Origin of the sequence: Acinetobacter sp. V91_7, from assembly GCF_031799075.1 — a bacterium.
Lineage (GTDB): Bacteria > Pseudomonadota > Gammaproteobacteria > Pseudomonadales > Moraxellaceae > Acinetobacter > Acinetobacter calcoaceticus.
Genome location: NZ_JAVQNT010000031.1, coordinates 457592 through 475328 on the forward strand (window position 1 = coordinate 457592; position 17737 = coordinate 475328).

The window sequence follows — 17737 nt, forward strand, 5'->3', positions numbered from 1 at the left end:
CTTCAGAAAATCTACTCAAAAAACCATTCACATTCTATTCATCATTATTGAATGACCCTCTGCTAGACAACTTCATATGTAATCCTTCGTCATTCTAAAGATTGGTATTTAATGGGATAATTATTAAAGTACAAGTGTTTACATGATCTATAAATATTTGCGCTCATGTTCAGCTAAAATCGAAGCAGACCAGTTTATTGTTGCAATCACTCAACAGGCAAAAGACACTCCATCGTAAGATAGGTTCTTTACTCACTTTACTGATTTAGCGCCGTCAACTGTGTCACTCAATGATGAAAGACAGGAAATTTTATGGAAAAAGCTCTGCAATGTCCTAAGTGTGGTTCTACAGAAATTGAAGCACGTGACCATGACAAATTACTTAGAACAACTGGCGGTGTTTTACTAACTGCTGCTGGCACAACAGCAGGCACTGTAGGTGGTGCAGCAACTGGCGCTACTGTTGGTGCAGCTATTGGTACGATTGCTGGTCCTTTAGGTGTGATTGTTGGTGGAACTGTTGGAACTTTTGTCGGTGCAATTAGTGCAGGAATCACTGGCGGTGTGGTGGGTAATATTTTTGGTAAAAAAGCGGGCGTGATGATCGACAAAAATATTTTTCAGGACTATCTCTGCCTAAAATGCAAATACCGTTTTAAGCAAAAGAAGTAGATCAAATTAAGTAGGAGAACTAGTTGCTCTAGCTCTCCTACTATCATAAATACCACCATGTCTGTATAAATATAAGCCTTATTTTTTATGGATGAGAAAGTTTTTAGACTGTAATCCGACTCGTATTAAAGTTAACTGGCTGCTTTCAATCCCTGCTGGACTTGTTGGTATTCATCAAAAAGCTGTTCTTGCTTAACCTCTTGACTACCTACACTGCATACAGCTTTATCTTCAGCAACTTTTTTATCTACATCTTCACCTTTTCCACTACGACGGGATTCATAAACTGTTCTCTGTCGGAAGTAACTAAATGGTTCCGCGTTGCTAATAAAACCATATTTGGAGTCATGTATATAATTCTGATAAAAGTCCATAATTTCTGGGCTTGCTCCTTTTCTCCAGCTTGCAAACTCCCAATCATCAATACCCAAGTAAAACTCATAAGCTTTCGAAACAGGCGATAATAATCTAAAGATATTAATTCCCCCTGTCGTATTTGAAGCAGTGAGTTTCTGTAGTTTTTCCAAACGACTAATCTCAGTTGCCATATCTGACGGGCCAATCGGAATATATTCACGAATTTTATTGTCATTACGCGCTTGCTGACTTACAGAGACTATTTTCTTTTCAGCTAAAGCTCCATAAGCCGCATAGTAGACTTTCATGGTAGCAATAATTTGATCTTGAATTTTTCCGCTAGATTGCATTTCTGCTTTCACAGCATTATATAAATGTAGGGTTTTATCTTGAATTTCAAACTGATCAGCAAATAAAGCCCCATATTTTTCTTTTAATTGATTATAGTCAAACATACGAACACCCGCATTGACAGCTTCCTCCAACATATCCTTAAGTGGAATGCGAGCATAGTTATCATTTACATTTTGGCTTCCAGGAGCATAACCTCCCCCCACATCTGAATGCATACCGGGATAAACAATTTCTTTCCAGTTAGAGTTCGCAATTTCACCATTTTCTTTATGAATTAAATCAACTGGAAAGGCGAAACGCTGTTCATTTCCCGCAATATGATGAACACACATTTTGACTCTTTCATCAATGACCATATCACGGCCTTCAAAAGTTAAATTATTATTTAAGTTAGTCGCAGGTAAGCCAAAAGAGGCAACTGTATCGAAGATTCCCATGAATTTAAACTCTATAGGATATTTTCCAGTACCATAAGTTAAACCATTGCAATCAGATTCACACTGCCACATAAACTGATTGGTAAAAGCACGTGCTAAGGCAGCGCCACGTGAAAAGCCAAAAGTAGAAATATTAATTTTTTTGATGAGACGATGTTGACTTAAACTTTTCTCTACTTCAGCAAAACTATAAACTTTTTTTTCGCTAGCATATTTACTCGTATCTATTTCTGCTTTTTTGGCATTCATAATCATGACTTGTTTTAAGGCATCATTGAGTTGATCTTCTCCATAATCGAGCCTTCGGGTCCCCCCCGATCCAACACCAAGCCCAAAACCACCGTGATCTTGGATCATAGCAAGTGCTCGTTGGAAGATATTTAATTCTCCATTAAAACGTGTCCCTACCCCTGATACATATATTGAGTAATTTGTTCTAATCCCGTTACTTTCACTTTCTTGAGCATATTGATCAGCACTTTTCCATAACCTTGCAGGATTTGACCATTTCTTTAGTTCTTCATCAGCATCTTTATTATTACCTGTACCATCAAAAAAGACAGAAATATGAACCACATCTGAACAATCTTGTTTTGCCGCAGGTGAAGTGTTTGGAACATCACTATTAGTTTCTATAGTTCGTTTGATAACTGTTTTTTTAAACATTATTTAGCCCCATTCTTTCTTATTCTTTCTTGCCACTTTAAACCCTTTTCAGTTGGATTTGGCCAATTAAGAGATGTAACTATTTCAATAGTGTCATCTGGGTATAGATGGACAACAAGATATTTCATATCCTTAACGTCATTCTTTTTTAAAAAAACTTGATTTTTCGCTGTATGTAATTCACCAGTTTTAGCATCTTTCCAAGTTACATTCTGTAAACCTAGTATCACTGGCGAAGTATTCATTGAACCTAGTGCTCCACCAATAATATGATTATTTAGCTTCACATCATAAGTATTATATGATGGATTATAATTAACAGATGTTGTCCCCATATAATATGTTGCATTTGGCCCAATACCTGCACAACCTGCTGAACTGAACACTAAACTTATTGGTAGGAGTAATAATTTTTTGAGACTCATAGTATTTCTTCTTGCTATCTTAGACCTTTTACAGCTGGACTTGGTCAATTGTTAGATGTAGTAATTTCTACTGTATCATTAGGATATAAATATGCAGATAAATATTCATACCTTTGAACTCCCTACTACCACTTAAATTTGCCCATACATCCAATTACAACCAGTTAAAATTACTGGTATAGCAAGTAAAATAAATAGTATTCTATATTTCATTATTTCTCTCCATTTAGAACTCTTATTAATTTATTTCAATAAAAGTATATTAGCCATGATTAAAAAATTAATTATCCAGCTTCAGACATTAAGCTATTCATAATCTGATCCATTGTTAGCTTTTTATCTTTCAGATTATTTAATAAATGCTGTAAGTTATGGTCCGACTCAAAGTGGACTCCATACATCAATTTTAGGCAGATAAAATTTAAAATATCACGAGTACCAGATAAACAGTGATCTCTTGCTTCAGGGATACTTTCAATTACAAATTCATATAATGAAACATCATCAATTTTATCAACCAAAAATGAGTTGTTGAGTTTGAGGTAATAAATTAGATTGTCAGGAAAAGTTGCCTCTACCATCATTTCTTCTTGCTCCACCGTAAAATGTAAAGGCTTTTCGATGGATGGCAGTACTTCAACTCGCTCATTTAATCCAAATATTCCTTGCAGATTACTTAAGCGATCCCAATACCACCAGCTTTGAATAGGTTTAAGTAAAGCTTCAATTTGCTGGGGGGTAAATACAGGACCTTGTACATATAAAGTCTTATCAGCTTTGTGCCCAACCAATGTCGCCAAGATAGTCGGATCCCAAAATGCCAGCATCATTTCTAGACCACCGTCAAATTCAACATCTAAAAAATTTCTTAAATGTTTATATAGATAATCAAAAGTTAAGGGCGTAATAATAATTGTCATTTTGGTTGTGCCAGCGATATTACTTTCAATCCATTCCCATTCAAGTGACGTAAAATTTTTAGGCAGCTGAATTAAATGTGGAGAAATCTCTTTAGCCTTTTCACCACTAGCTTCTTTTAATAAACATTTTTGACGTAAATGCTCTAAAACCTTTAAAAACTTTTTATCTTGAGCTGCATCAGCTATTGCATAAATATTTAATCCAACTTGATCAAGTGGATATTTTTCAAATGTTTTAAATAAAAACTGGAGACTTTGATTAATCATCATTTACATTCCATCTCCTTTATTAATGAAAGCTCCACGTTGTGCTGCACGTCGAGCAAGACATTCCCAACAAATATTATTTGGAAATATCGGAAGTATTGGGCTTTCACTTGCACCTGTTGTAAAGAGATGTTGTCCTGCTTTAGCAGTAAACTTATTTGGTGTAATGACCGTGACTCCATCACCATTAATTTTTAGAGCACTGTCTTTTGCTTTAAATACAATTTCAGTTGGACTATGGATTTCTACTTTACCTTCAGAGGATGTTATTTTTATATCGAGTCTTGCAGAAACATCTAATACATTATCTTGCGATTGCAGATCAAATTTCCCTTTTGCTGCATAAATTTTTAAATCTTCCTCCCCCGCAAACAAACTTACTTTTTTCTTAGCATTTAAAATCAAATGTTCATCTGTGCTCACATTAATGGATTGCCCACTGCCAACTGTTACACTATCCAAAGCATTAATATGTATATCTTTTCCAGAAACTAAAGAAATACTATCTGGAGAAGCTAATAACATTAAAGCTTCTTTGGTAGCTTTTAAGTCAGACCACTGAGATTCGATCGTTTTAATATACTGATTAATATTTTCAAGCATGTCAGCAGCTTCTGCTTTCTGTTTCACAGCATACTCAGATAAAGCTTTCATACTTTCTAAACTTTCTGTGAAGTTTTGAACTGCTTCTTTTGCCTCTAAATGTATATCCGTTGCATTACTCTGAACAAATGTTGAGATATATAATCCTTTACTTCGGATTGCACCTGCACGATCCGTTCTTAATTCAAATCCCTCACCACGCCCCTCACTCGTCGCACTTTCCTTAGGATGACTTAAATTCCCCAAGTTAAGCTGTGTAGCACCATGACTACTATGTAGCTGAGCACTGATCTGGCCAGTTGTGTCGTCAAAGCGAAGTTGGTTATAGCCCATACCCCCAACTTCTTTCGAACGAATACCACTAAGTTTTTTGGTATCCGGTAATTGTCCTTTAATATCAAACTTCGTTGGCGAACGCTGCGCTTCGTGAATACGCCCTGTTACAAATGGGCGATCAATGTTGCCATCAAAGAAATCAATCACCACAATTTCATCTTTACGCGGTAAAAAGCGTGCTCCATAGCCTTCACCAGCCCACGGAGTGAGGACATCGACCCATGCCGAATCTGAGTCACTATTATTTGAGCCTGCACCGCCATCATGAGCATGATCATCGGTACGCGTGAATAAGAATCTGACTTTTATTCGTCCCCATTCATCCACATGAATTTCTTCGCCATCACTGACCACTTTGGCGCGTTGTACATGAGCTATAGGGCGATGCTTCAAAGGGTCATATTCAGGTACAACATTAATATTTCTACGAACGACTACAAATTCATTGGCCTGACGCTCTTGTTCACTGTCTTTACTGGTTTGCCAGTGACTTAAGGTCAATAGTTTTTCAACTTGGTCTTGTATATCTTTTGGCAGGTTATTTTGATTATAAAAGTACTTATTAAGGATTAAAAACTCCTTATCATGCTGACTATGATTTTTTTCTAACTCTGGATAGTCAATCAATTGGAACCAATAACCGACTTGAGTATCTCGTACACTACTATGCGCAGTAAAGTACTTGGCTTGTAATGCCTGATATTGGTTTAAATGCATATTCAGTTTTTCTAACTGTGAGTTACTTGAAGCGGTGGCTTGATCCTCTCCTTTAAGATCGCTTATCCAAGCAGGAGATATATTCCATGCCTGTTCTAGACTTAAGCTTTCATTGTCTCGCTGAGAACTATGTTTATGTAAACTAATGACTGATCCACTGGCATCTTCTTGACTTAGACTATCAGCTTGCCAACGTTGTACATGGATAGCCGTCGGTTGTAACTGTCGCTGAGCAATAAAGCTGGTAATGCTATCATATTGTTCAGTCGCATTTGTACGATGATAACGAATGGTTCTGCGTCCAAGCGATTGAAACTGATTATTATCATCAATTAAACGTAGTTTCTGTGCCTCAATACTTTGACTATTAGTTGTTACAATATAACTAGTCTCATCCACTACCCAATTAATTGATTCTTCACGCATTATTCTAGCTAAATATGCGTAATCACTTTCATTAGACTGCATAGAGAATGGGCGTACATCATACGTTTTTGTTAAACCACTCGTCTCTAACTGTAAACTTGATGCAAATAAAGGACTTTTACTTTGCCATTCCTTAAAAATGACCTCAATAATATCCACAACACTTTTATTCATAAACACACGGCTATTTCGTCGTTTATGCCATAAGCTAGTAGCATCCTGCATAGTCAAGCGATATAGACTAAAAGCACCATCGCTTTGCCCTTGACTGGCACCAGTTACAATACCCGTAGTTCTAAAAAGTTGACCGGAATCTGTCACTTGATCAACCGCAATCTGACACCCAATAAACTGTTTTAATTCAATATATGGGTTTGTAGATAAACAAATAAGTTCCGCTGATAGCCCATCATTAATCCCATGATACCCATCTATACGTTGCAACATAATCTGAGAATTAAGCTCTGCATTTGAAAACTGGATACTAATCGCCCGTTTCTGAACGCCAAATCCCATTTTTTCCAAAATACCAAAGATATTATTCAACATTATGAAACACGCTTTATTATTAACCGAATAAGTTTATCAGAATGACCTGTCTGTCTCAATTTAAGGTATTCCATATTTTGTTTATATTGGTATCTTTCCTTATCCTCATCTTCTTCTAATTTGCTTTATATAGATCTACAAACTGAACTTAAATTTTAATAACAAAAATATTTACGACCAATTTTAGTGAAGCGAAGCAATCAAAATCAGTAACTTACTTTACGCTGCTAAGAAGATATGAAAGAATTACGATCCAATATAACTTCTGAAAGTTAAAATGAAAAAAATATTATTTTTTAGTTTATTTAGCATTCTCAGCTCATATAGTTTTGCAGCAGATAATAGTTCAGTGTATCGAGGACTTGGCACTGGTACTAATGACTTTTTAAAGTTTGAAATACTAAAAAAACAAGGCTTTATAGAAAAAAAAGCAAATATTTCAAGAGCAGATTATAATGATGTATACAAATTAAAAAAGCCTTATCAATTTATGGGGCAAAATGTTGTATTAATCTCAGATGAATATATGTCTGAATATGTGGGCTGTTGCGTTAGTGAAGGTTGGGGAGCTGTTTTTAAACAAACAGCTAATTTGAAATTGATTCAAAAATTTGCAAAAACTAATCAATGTAATATCAATCCTATCGAGTCAGATAGTAATTACTATGGATTTAAAATCAGTTCCTTACCTAAAGGTAACTACTATGAACTATCATGTCGTGAACGTGACCTAAATGAGTCCGAATAAATAGAAGTTAAACTCTGGAAATAAAAAAGCCAAACTATAAGTTTGGCTATAATAATCAAACGGCTATAAACTATATTAAAGAGGAATAGCCTTTGAAGCGACTTTTACCAAAGTCCCCCCCCCAGGAACAACCGTACTAGCTAACTCTGCCGAAAGTTCTACTAAATTTTCTTTAGTAAAAGCTTGATCAAAAGTATTTCGGAACCAACTTCCTTGTTCAATAACTTCTCCAGTAAGCCCATCAACTTCAATAACACCAATTTTATCTGCATTAGACCAAATATATTCAAATGCATAAACTGGGCGAAAATAAAGGTACAGCTGAGTTATTTCTTCTGAATCTTCAATAATGTTAGTTGCATGAACTTTTTGATTTTGCAATTCCGATCTGACAATGGTAGTAATAGTGTCAAGAGAAAGTAATGGTTGAAGTACATTCTCAAATTCGACTTTCTCTACTTCGGAAAGTTCAAATTTTTTAATATATTCAGCTAAATGGGATGATTTAAGTTCACGCTGTAGACCATCAAAATAATTTGAGAACTCTATTTTTCGGCTACAGACCTCCTTCATTTGTAATTCTATTTTCCCTTTATCCTGCTGGCGTGTAACAGGATAGTTTTTTTGTTCAGGGTCTTCATAGACCTGAATTTGCTTCGCATGTGGATTATGTACAGGAATAGAATAAGTCACAACACAATCATAGTTAAGGTTACGCTCACTTGACACAAACCAGAATGGTTCATAACGTAATATATGGTTTTTTAAATGTACAGTTTCTTCGGTAGGACGTTTTAAAAAATTAAATTTTGCTAACATTCCAAAAGCATTAACCTTTTTCTTTTCCGCTTGTTGCTTTGCTGAATCAAACTCAAATATTTTTTTAAAAACAAAAATTTTATGGTTTTCAGCCTTTACTTCTAATTTTGACATAATGATATCATTGCTATTAAATAAATTTTTTAAATTATAGTTATTAAATCTCATAAAATAAATCATTAAGATTGTATATTTTCATTAACTATAAGATTGAATAACGCTATAAACATATGTAAATCTATAATCTTTTAATCTATCACCCCTTCATAAATCAATTACTTAAACAATCTGAATAAAATTTCACTTCAGCTTTTAATATTATGCTTAAGATTTATAGGTAATATCCTTAATCCAAGTAATCTATTCATTTTGCCATCTAAGTTATTCATTCATACTAGACAACCAGTTTAAAAAATAATCTAACAACCTTTCTCTTTCATCTGGTTTGTTCGGATCTAAAAGCTGAACCATTGCCCCATCAATCACAAATAAAAACATGTGTGCATCTTGTTTTGAAGCATTTACATGGGTTGCTAAAAGCAAATTATAGATTTCATTAATGAACCAGTTTCGATAGTCAATCACTACCTGATACGCCTTTGGATGTGTCTTTGAAATCTCAAAAATAGCTTTAAAAGGCAAATGATAAAGCCCGTCTAAATCGGCATGTAAAAAGTAAATTTTGCGAAGCTTTTCAAGCAGAGTTAAGTCTTTTTGAACATAAATGATTGAAAGCACTTCTTGTTTAAGACCATCTTTTTGAAAGGTTAAACTCATTTGAATTAGCCTTTCTTTTGAATGAAAGTAATTATAAAAAGTGGCTTTGGGAACTTTTGCTGACTCAATAAGTCGGTCAACCCCGACATTGTGAAAGCCATAGTGGTTAAACAGATATCGGGAAGTGTGAAGCACACTTAAAGCACGAAATGGGAGATCTGAATGTGGCATAGTTTTACCGTTATAAAATAAATTTTTGTTGTATATAAATGAGATAAAAATGCCTTCACTCTTTTTTTAAGCAAATAAAAGGCATAGCAAAGCCATAAAGACTGTGCTTGGCACATCTCAAGTTTTATTGTTGATTAAGTTCTTTAGACGACGTGATTTAAAGCCTGAAAGCCTATTGGCAATCAAACTGCTTTAAACGTTTAAGTTGTGTCGTTATAACTTTTGGCAAAGGCTGCCAAGAAATAATGAATGTGCAAAGCCAACTCCTTTTTATTGGGAGTTCTGCCAAAACATTAAAATTATGGTGGCAGAACGAAAGGGGGTTCGCAGACTGGAAACAAAGGAACCAGCACACCCGAAGGTGTCCCCCTTCCGCCCTACCGTAGAGAAAAAGGGGGCGAACGAGTTCCCGACACACAAAACAAGAGTTTTGCATATCGACTTTGTTTTCCCGGTCTGCGACAACCGACTGGCAATGTGGCCAGCAGGCAAAGGATAGTGCTCTACCCTTTTACAGTCAAGCACACAAAATGACATTTTTTTTAAAATAGATCATTAAAAAGTAAGGATAAATAATGAGTGAGTTATTGTTAAATGGGGGGTTATAACGGTATTGAAATTTATATAGATATATTAGTTTCGGTGGGTAAGAATAGAATATAAAAAATGGAACAATGAAATGAAAATATCTTTATTAGATGTACAACAAGTATTCAATGATCTGTTAAACCATAAAATCAGCCGAGACGATGCTGAAGAATGGGCAAGAAAAAGAATGAATGCACTGGATAATAAAGACTTAACTTTCGATCCTCCTATTAAAGAGGAACTCCTATGGAAAGCAGTAATATATTTAAGGGGTGTTGGGTTAAAAATATCTCCTAATAAATATATGGAAGATGAAATTGGCATTAAAGAAATGTTTAGTACTTATTGGAATCAATGAGTTTTTTAGCGAAAATTTATCCCCCAAATTATAAGATGATTAAATTAAAACAATATTCTAAATAAAAAAAGCTAAGCCCGATAACCGTGACTTAGCTTTGAAAAATAATTTAACAGAGTCTATCTAGAAAATTTATGGTCTTTAGGGAGTGGAGCATCACATGGTTGATCCGTCTTTACATTGACCATTTTCACAGGCCCATCATTGTAGATTGTTACCTTACAGCCTTTTACGACATATTCCTGTTGAATACCACCATACATTTCATCCTCAGAAACAGCAGATGCAACATCACAAGCCTCGTCAGCACGGCATGCAGCCACTTCTTCACCAACCTCTACAGCTTCTGCTCCAGCAGCTTCCCTTGCGTCTCCAGCACTCTCTTGCACTTCAGCATCTACAGCCTGTATCTTTGCTGCATATGTATTTGAAAGATTCATCATAAGAAAAATTGCAAGAAATAACTTACTACAGTGATTTATTAAATTCATGAATTATCCATATCTATTAATTTAAATTCGGTACATATCAGGCGATTTTACTTTGCAAGTTAGTGATGCAAAGGAGTTAGAATTATAAGGAGCTATTCTACCCATAATTATACATATAGCCGCAATAGTTGACCCGAAAGAATTCTTCAAACAATTACAAGATATTGACCATTATGAGGATGCAATTAACTACAAAATATAAAATTAAGCTGCATCTAATTCTGCCCAACTCAATCCAAATTTTTATATGGGTTGCTAAGTACTAAAAAACATTCACATAAAAAAAGCCTCTGCTTTTAACAGTGGCTTTTCGAATTTGGCGGGTGAGATCCTAATTCAAACTAAGTATTGATGACATGGCTTTGTGCAATTCATTGTCCGCCGACTCAATGTTGTTGCTTTGCCAAGCAATATAGCCATCTGGTCTGATCATTATGCAAGCATTTTCATCATTAGTCCAAGAGTGAGAAAGTTCTCCATAAGAGTCTTCAACCTCTCTTTTTGGACCTACCTGTATAACTTTAATATCTAAGTTGAGCTGGCTATTAATGTTATCTACTGCAAACTTCCATTTGTCACCTTGTAACCAACAGAAAAGCGTAAACTTTCCATTTCCGATTAAGTCTAAGGTTGATATTTTTTTATGATTTTTGACTAACCATGTATGAGGGAGTTTATGACCAGGAGTAAATGAGGGATAATAATGAAGATCTTCATCTCTACTAGAATCTACTTTATTTTCAATAGCAGACTCTGCTCCAACAATTGCTGATGAATGATAACGTACGTTAGTTTCTACGCCTAAGGCAGCAAATTCATAAGCTTTATATTCAATTGCAGATCTTAAATCACGGCGTTTAACAGCACCTTTTTCATTACCTTCGCTTAAGGCATTTATGCTTCCTTGCATCGTCTCTGTACTGTACTTTCCATCTAACTCTAAAGCAGAAAAGATTGTAGAGAACTCTCTAACACTTTGATTTGCTCGCTTAACAATTCGCTCACCAACTGGTGCTCTTTCTTCATTAAAACTGTTTAATAAACCACTACCCGCTTTGCCATTTAATACAAATGCTAATTTCCAACATAGGTTATAAGCATCTTGTATAGATGAGTTTGAACCTAGTCCATTAGAAGGTGGATGGCGATGGACAGCATCACCAATACAGAAAACTCGACCTTTCGAATACTGCTCTGCATACATTTCATTTACGGTCCATAACGACTTACTACTTATGCTTATTTCAATGTCGTTATCACCAATAAGCTGTTTGCAAATTGCAATCGCCTCATCATCGGTAAGAGATGGCTCTTCTTTTTCAATGTCATACCCCCAAACAATCTGCCATTCATTCCAAGGTCTGACCATGCGCAACAAACCTAACCCAATCCCGCCAATGTTTGCTCCAGGTTGTATAATCCACCAGAGGTATCCAGGTCTATGCGAGACGTATTTGGTTAAATCGGCTTTAAAAATAATGCTGATACTGCCACTTTTCCCCATTTCACCAGCCATAGGTAAATCTAAATCTTTTACAACTTTGCTACTCGCCCCATCAGCTCCGATTAAATACTTACATCGGATTAAGTATGTTTCTTTGGTTAATCTATCTAAAACAGTGACTGTTACACCCTTCCCATCTTGTACATGAGATAAATATTCCGTATCAAATCTTGGATGGCTTCCTCGTGATGCCGCATTTGAAAGCAAAATAGGTTCAAATAGGTGTTGAGGAAGATCACACTGTTCACAATGGCTCGCTTTAGCGTACTCTGACATTCTTTCTGGATGGTTCATTCCATAAGGAAAACGTCCAATTTCATCACCCGTTAAAGATGTGCAATAAACAACATCTCCCATAACTTCCTTAGGTGCTGCTTTTGCGATTACTTCATCAGATATTCCTAAATCTCGAACAATTTCCATAGTTCTTTGACTTATATAATGAGCACGAGGGCTGTTTGCCAGCCATCTATATTTAGTTATTATGATATTTCTAATTCCATAACTACTTAACATAAGTGCAGCAGAAGAACCAGCTGGACCACTTCCAACAATTAAAACATCAGTTTCTAACATTTTTATCCTATTAATTACATATTCTTGGTAGCTAAATTGCTATTGCATAAAATTAACGAAATAACCATTTGGGATATAATAGTGCTTCTAAAAACTCTTTTAGATCATGTAGGTAAAAACTTCACAACATTAAGTATTAAATAAGTCTATAAAAGTTATAAAGCAGATTTTTAATCAAGATTTTTTATATCAACATAGTTCAGTCTTTTAATAAATATGGCAAAGTTTAAAGAAACCAATGATCTAGAACCCAAAACAAATATAACATTAGAGATTTATTGGTTGCATTGGCAAATCTCTGCATATTTTATAACTCGCAAAAAATAAAATTTAGCTAACTTTTATAAATTCTTTACTAATAAATAAAATTTATGTTGTCAATTTTTTAAAATTTCTTTCGATACTACCAGACTTAAAATCACAAAATCATTAAATAAAATTAAAAAATCATTAAATAAAATTAAAAAATTCTGCTGAAAATATGATGAACGCACTCATTTATAATATTAATTTTTTAATAATACAAAGATTACAAATTATCCGATTACTTATTACTCCATCGTTAGGTATTCTTCCCTTACATTAACTACATATAGATAATTTCATTGTTCAAAATAATCTAGTGAATTACTCATAAGTAAAACTAAGTTTTTCTTTCGATCTTTCTTCTAACAATTACAGATTCATTAAAGAGAACTATTTGCTGAAGAGAGTCATATTCAAGTTTTATATTTACCAATTTATATTTAATCAATATTGAAAATATAGACATAAAAAAAGCCCCTGCTTTTAACAGGGGCTTTTCGAATTTGGCGGAAGCGGTGTCCGTCTAACAGCAGTCTTATATAGTCCAATGAAATAAACAATAACCATATAATTCATTATCTTAAAATAAAACACATCCAATGCAGTCTTGCACAATCTAGCTCTTTCCAATATTCTTTGAGGGGTAGGTTGTGGGGTAAAAGGTTAGATGCCAAAAAAATCTAAAGAGCTTTCAGCACTCAGCGTATCAAAAATTAAAGAGACTGGACGACATTCTGTAGGGGGTGTTGATGGCTTATGTTTGAATGTTGAAGGTAATTCTCGTGTATGGATTCTACGCGCTACTTTTGGAAAGCACTTTGGTAAAGATGGAAAGCTAAAACCACATCGCCATGATATTGGTCTTGGTCCCTACCCTGAAGTTTCTTTAGCTGAAGCACGAGCAAAAGCTACTGAATTAAGATTACAAATCCGAAACGGAATTGATCCTATTCAACATAAACAGGAACAACGCGAAGCTTTACTTCTTAAACAACGACGTGACAAAACTTTTCGTGAATGCGCCAAGATTGTAATTGAGAAGAAAACATTAGAACTTAAAAATGAGAAACATATTGCGCAGTGGTCATCTACCTTAGAAACCTATATCTACCCTGTCATAGGGGATCTTGTGATTGGCTCTATTACTAAAACAGATATTGTTACAGCACTTGAGCCTATCTGGATAGAAATACATGAAACGGCAAAACGGATTCGTGGTCGAATAGAAACTATTTTCGATTATGCTAAGGCTATGGAATATTTTGTTGGAGATAATCCAGCTGCATGGAAAGGCAATTTAGAACCCATTCTTGGAAATTTAAAGCAAGAATCTAGACCACATCCATCATTACCCTATATGGAAGTAGCTAGTTTCATTCATGACTTACGACAAAGAAATGGAATTTCTCCCAAAGCATTAGAATTTGCCATATTAACAGCTTGTCGTTCAGGTGAGGTATTTGGTGCTTTATGGAAAGAAATCGACTTTAAAAATAAAATCTGGATTATTCCAAAAGAACGAATGAAAGCAGATAAAGAACATCGAGTTCCTTTATCTGAAGCAGCAATTAGATTACTTAAACAGCTTTATCAAGAAACTCATCCTCAACTCGATGACTTTATTTTCCCTGCTCCACGCGGTGGCATGTTGTCAGACATGTCTTTAACCACTTTAATTAAGCGTATGCATGATAAGAAATTAAAAGAAGATGGTATTGGCTATATTGATCCGAAACAAAATCGAGTGATCACGACACATGGTTTCCGTTCAACTTTCCGTGATTGGTCAGCAGATAAAACAGATTATCCTCGTGAAGTCTGTGAACATGTATTAGCACACAAGCTACCAGACGAAGTTGAAGCAGCTTACTTACGTGGAGCTTATCTTGAAAAGCGTAAAGGATTAATGGAAGATTGGGCTAATTTCTGTAATACATAACAGAATAAATTTAGACTCTGACTTAATAAGGTAGGAGTCTGGTTGAATTTATTACCTTGAAGGTTAAAAATTATTTATAAAGGTGGAATCTACACAAGAATTTGCCTCTCCAATTATTTACTCAGCGAAAATTTAGTGTAGGCTCTTAAACAATAAAATTGAATTTATATAACCTTATTCACATCCAGTAGTATTTAATTAAACACCTGCATGAGCAGAAACTCAAAAAATCAAAATTTTTCTTAAGTAAAAAGGTTCAGATTTCATTTATCTCTTAGTTAAATACAATTAGAACTATCAATAATAGATATTGATAGTTCTTTGAAAATTTTTATTGAGTGATCATTGGCAAGTTTAAGCCTTGCTCTTTCGCACAGTTAATCGCGATTTCATAACCGGCATTGGCATGATGCATACCTGTTGCAGGGTCATTGGTCAGTACGCGAGCAATACGTGCAGCAGCTTCATCTGTACCATCACGCAATCACAACACCTGAGTGTCGAGAGAAGCCCATACCTACACCACCACCGTGATGAGACACCCAAGTTTCGCCGCCTGCTGTATTGAGCAACGCATTTAATAAAGGCCAGTCTGATCCGTCTTGCATTGCTTCAGTTTCACGGTTTGGACTCGCAACCGAACCTGAGTCTAAATGGTCACGACCAATGACAACTGGAGCTGATAATTCACCGCTACGAACCATTTCATTAAATGCCAAACCAAGTTTTGCACGTAAGCCTAAACCTACCCAGCAAATGCGCGCTGGTAAACCTTGGAACCTAATGCGTTCACGTGCCATGTCTAACCAGTGATGTAAATGTTCATCATCAGGAATTAACTCTTTCACTTTGGCATCTGTTTTATAAATATCTTCTGGGTCACCAGAAAGCGCTGCTCAACGGAATGGACCAATACCGCGGCAGAATAATGGACGGATGTATGCAGGTACGAAGCCTGGGAAATCAAAAGCGTTTGCTACGCCTTCATCTTTCGCCATTTGACGGATGTTATTACCATAGTCAAATGTTGGCACGCCCATTTTTTGGAAATCTAGCATCGCTTGTACGTGCTTCGCCATCGACTGTATCGATCTCACTTACTTCCCTACCGATGCAGATCGATATCATGGTTCCAATGCTGAAGCATCACGCTACACAGCAAATTATATTAAAACTGATGATTCCCAACTAACTAGTCTTGAAGAAAAGAACATGTGGGTGGGTCGAATTAACCAAGATTTAAATATTTTTAAAAATGACCACTTAAAAACCTCAGTTGGAGCATCATATTGGTATTCGGATATCGAAAATAAGCGCGATGGAAATAATGGTCATAGAAAAGCATGGTCTGCATTCAGTCAAATTGCTTATGATGATTTACAACTTCTTTTAATTGGTGGGTAAAATCATGTTTCAACAGGAGATGCAATAAATCCAGATGTATCGACAATGGGGGCCGCAAAAATACTAGCAGAGAACAAGAAGAAACTTGCGGGTACCGTAGTTTTTTGTTTTCCAACCTTCCGAAGAAGGCGCGGCTGATCTAACTGGTTTTAACCAATGGAATCAAATTGGTTCAAGAAAAATGATTACAGATGGAGCTCTAAAAAATCCTAAACCTGAAGTCATGTTTGGTATCCATGTAGTCGCAGGTATACCAAGTGGCAATATTTTCTATAAAGATGCAGCTATGTTGAATAGTGCTGATGAATTTCGTATTAAATTAACCGGACAGCAAGTACATGCCTCTATACCATGGGTTGGTCGAGATCCGATTGTTGCTTCTGCAGCCGTAATTAACAATATACAAACTATAATTAGCCGTCGCTCTGATCTGACAAAAGGTATGGCTGTGATTACGGTAGGACACATTTCTGGCGGTACTGCTACCAATATTATTCCTAAAGATGTTGAGATGGAGGGAACTATTCGTACAAATAACGAAGATATTCGTCAAAATATTCTTCAGCAATTACCAGAAATAATCACGCATACTGCGCTCGCAAACAACGTCAAAGCTGATATTGAACTCTCCCCTTATGCGCCTGTGACATACAATGATAAAACACTCACTAGGTTAATCTTACCTACCTTAGAAAATACAGTAGGCAAAATCATCTGCATCTAATGGAGAATAACGCAAGTGCAAGTGATGACTTTGCACATTATGGCAAACTTATGCCTTCGCTTTATATTTCACTCGGTGCAACTCCACCAAATCAAGATATGAGTAAAGCAGCTCCAAACCATAGCCCTGAATTTATTGTAGATGATGCAACTTTAAAAACGGTCGTTGAATCTCATATACGTTTTGTTATGGACTACCCTACTATTGATGATCAGGTACAGCTATCTTGGAAAAATAATAATAAGTAATAAATAATTGGCAAAATTCAACTAAGTGTTGAATTTTACCAGTTGATATTATTTCACTAAATCTCATAAAAACTGCTTATATTTTAACAATAGCAATTGACTATATTCTCGCCTGAATGCAGAGAGACATAAAATCTGCATTATTTTTTGATATTTAAATAAAGATAATCACAGAATAAAATTCCAATTCATTCTGGAGTATAACCAGTAAGCTTTAATTAGTAAGTTAAATACTTCTATAATTTCAATAATAGCTATTATTGATTTTTAAATTAGTAGAAACCAATCGAGTTCTCTAGGATCTTAAATTTAAGGGAAATGATCAGCACGAATCATATCAATCAATGCTCGCAAC

General features: G+C 35.3%; 13 protein-coding genes and 2 pseudogenes. 6 read left to right on the forward strand and 9 right to left on the reverse strand.

What is annotated here, in order from left to right:
• Positions 1–312: 312 nt before the first annotated feature.
• Positions 313–672: a hypothetical protein gene (locus tag RMB03_RS08650; protein WP_003652784.1), complete on the forward strand. Its 360-nt coding sequence runs from the start codon at positions 313–315 to the stop codon at positions 670–672.
• Positions 673–803: 131 nt separating this feature from the next.
• Here RMB03_RS08650 and RMB03_RS08655 read toward each other — a convergent pair whose 3' ends face one another.
• The 4 genes from RMB03_RS08655 to RMB03_RS08670 all read right to left on the reverse strand — a co-directional run bounded on the left by RMB03_RS08655 (position 804) and on the right by RMB03_RS08670 (position 6729).
• Entirely contained in the window at positions 804–2486 is a 1683-nt protein-coding gene (locus tag RMB03_RS08655; RefSeq protein ID WP_311075377.1) for a DUF2235 domain-containing protein, read from the reverse strand.
• A complete protein-coding gene (locus RMB03_RS08660; RefSeq protein ID WP_311075378.1) occupies positions 2486–2911 on the reverse strand; it encodes a hypothetical protein in 426 nt (141 codons plus the stop codon). The genes RMB03_RS08655 and RMB03_RS08660 overlap by 1 nt, the downstream gene beginning before the upstream one ends.
• A 284-nt stretch (positions 2912–3195) precedes the next feature.
• Positions 3196–4101: a DUF4123 domain-containing protein gene (locus RMB03_RS08665; protein ID WP_311075380.1), complete on the reverse strand. Its 906-nt coding sequence runs from the start codon at positions 4099–4101 to the stop codon at positions 3196–3198.
• Positions 4102–6729: a type VI secretion system Vgr family protein gene (locus RMB03_RS08670; protein ID WP_311075382.1), complete on the reverse strand. Its 2628-nt coding sequence runs from the start codon at positions 6727–6729 to the stop codon at positions 4102–4104.
• A 277-nt stretch (positions 6730–7006) separates the two neighbouring features.
• On the opposite strand from RMB03_RS08670, the gene RMB03_RS08675 reads away from it, so the two are divergent.
• Positions 7007–7477 carry a hypothetical protein gene (locus RMB03_RS08675; RefSeq protein WP_311075383.1) on the forward strand — a complete coding sequence of 157 codons (471 nt, stop codon included), beginning with the start codon at positions 7007–7009 and terminating at the stop codon, positions 7475–7477.
• 75 nt (positions 7478–7552) lie between these two features.
• Here RMB03_RS08675 and RMB03_RS08680 read toward each other — a convergent pair whose 3' ends face one another.
• Both RMB03_RS08680 and RMB03_RS08685 read right to left on the reverse strand, forming a co-directional pair.
• On the reverse strand, positions 7553–8476 hold the full coding sequence (locus RMB03_RS08680; protein ID WP_205469656.1) for a hypothetical protein: 924 nt from the start codon (positions 8474–8476) through the stop codon (positions 7553–7555).
• 201 nt (positions 8477–8677) lie between these two features.
• Positions 8678–9244: a TetR/AcrR family transcriptional regulator gene (locus RMB03_RS08685; RefSeq protein ID WP_311075386.1), complete on the reverse strand. Its 567-nt coding sequence runs from the start codon at positions 9242–9244 to the stop codon at positions 8678–8680.
• 679 nt (positions 9245–9923) lie between these two features.
• On the opposite strand from RMB03_RS08685, the gene RMB03_RS08690 reads away from it, so the two are divergent.
• Positions 9924–10190 carry a hypothetical protein gene (locus tag RMB03_RS08690; protein WP_311075388.1) on the forward strand — a complete coding sequence of 89 codons (267 nt, stop codon included), beginning with the start codon at positions 9924–9926 and terminating at the stop codon, positions 10188–10190.
• 119 nt (positions 10191–10309) lie between these two features.
• Here RMB03_RS08690 and RMB03_RS08695 read toward each other — a convergent pair whose 3' ends face one another.
• Positions 10310–10633, reverse strand: coding sequence for a hypothetical protein (locus tag RMB03_RS08695; protein WP_311075420.1), 324 nt, complete (start codon positions 10631–10633; stop codon positions 10310–10312).
• 379 nt (positions 10634–11012) lie between these two features.
• A complete protein-coding gene (locus RMB03_RS08700; RefSeq protein WP_311075390.1) occupies positions 11013–12761 on the reverse strand; it encodes an FAD-dependent monooxygenase in 1749 nt (582 codons plus the stop codon).
• A gap of 973 nt (positions 12762–13734) precedes the next feature.
• On the opposite strand from RMB03_RS08700, the gene RMB03_RS08705 reads away from it, so the two are divergent.
• Complete coding sequence (locus RMB03_RS08705; protein ID WP_311075392.1) at positions 13735–15006, forward strand: phage integrase central domain-containing protein; 1272 nt, start codon at positions 13735–13737, stop codon at positions 15004–15006.
• A 331-nt stretch (positions 15007–15337) separates the two neighbouring features.
• Here the strand turns inward: RMB03_RS08705 and hutU are convergent.
• A pseudogene (gene hutU, locus RMB03_RS08710) lies at positions 15338–16091 on the reverse strand (urocanate hydratase); the annotation flags it as partial.
• A gap of 127 nt (positions 16092–16218) precedes the next feature.
• On the opposite strand from hutU, the gene RMB03_RS08715 reads away from it, so the two are divergent.
• Together RMB03_RS08715 and RMB03_RS08720 are read left to right on the forward strand one after the other, a co-directional pair.
• Positions 16219–16410, forward strand: coding sequence for a hypothetical protein (locus tag RMB03_RS08715; RefSeq protein WP_311075393.1), 192 nt, complete (start codon positions 16219–16221; stop codon positions 16408–16410).
• Between the two features lie 45 nt (positions 16411–16455).
• Positions 16456–17382: pseudogene (locus RMB03_RS08720) on the forward strand (amidohydrolase); the annotation flags it as partial.
• Positions 17383–17737: the final 355 nt, after the last annotated feature.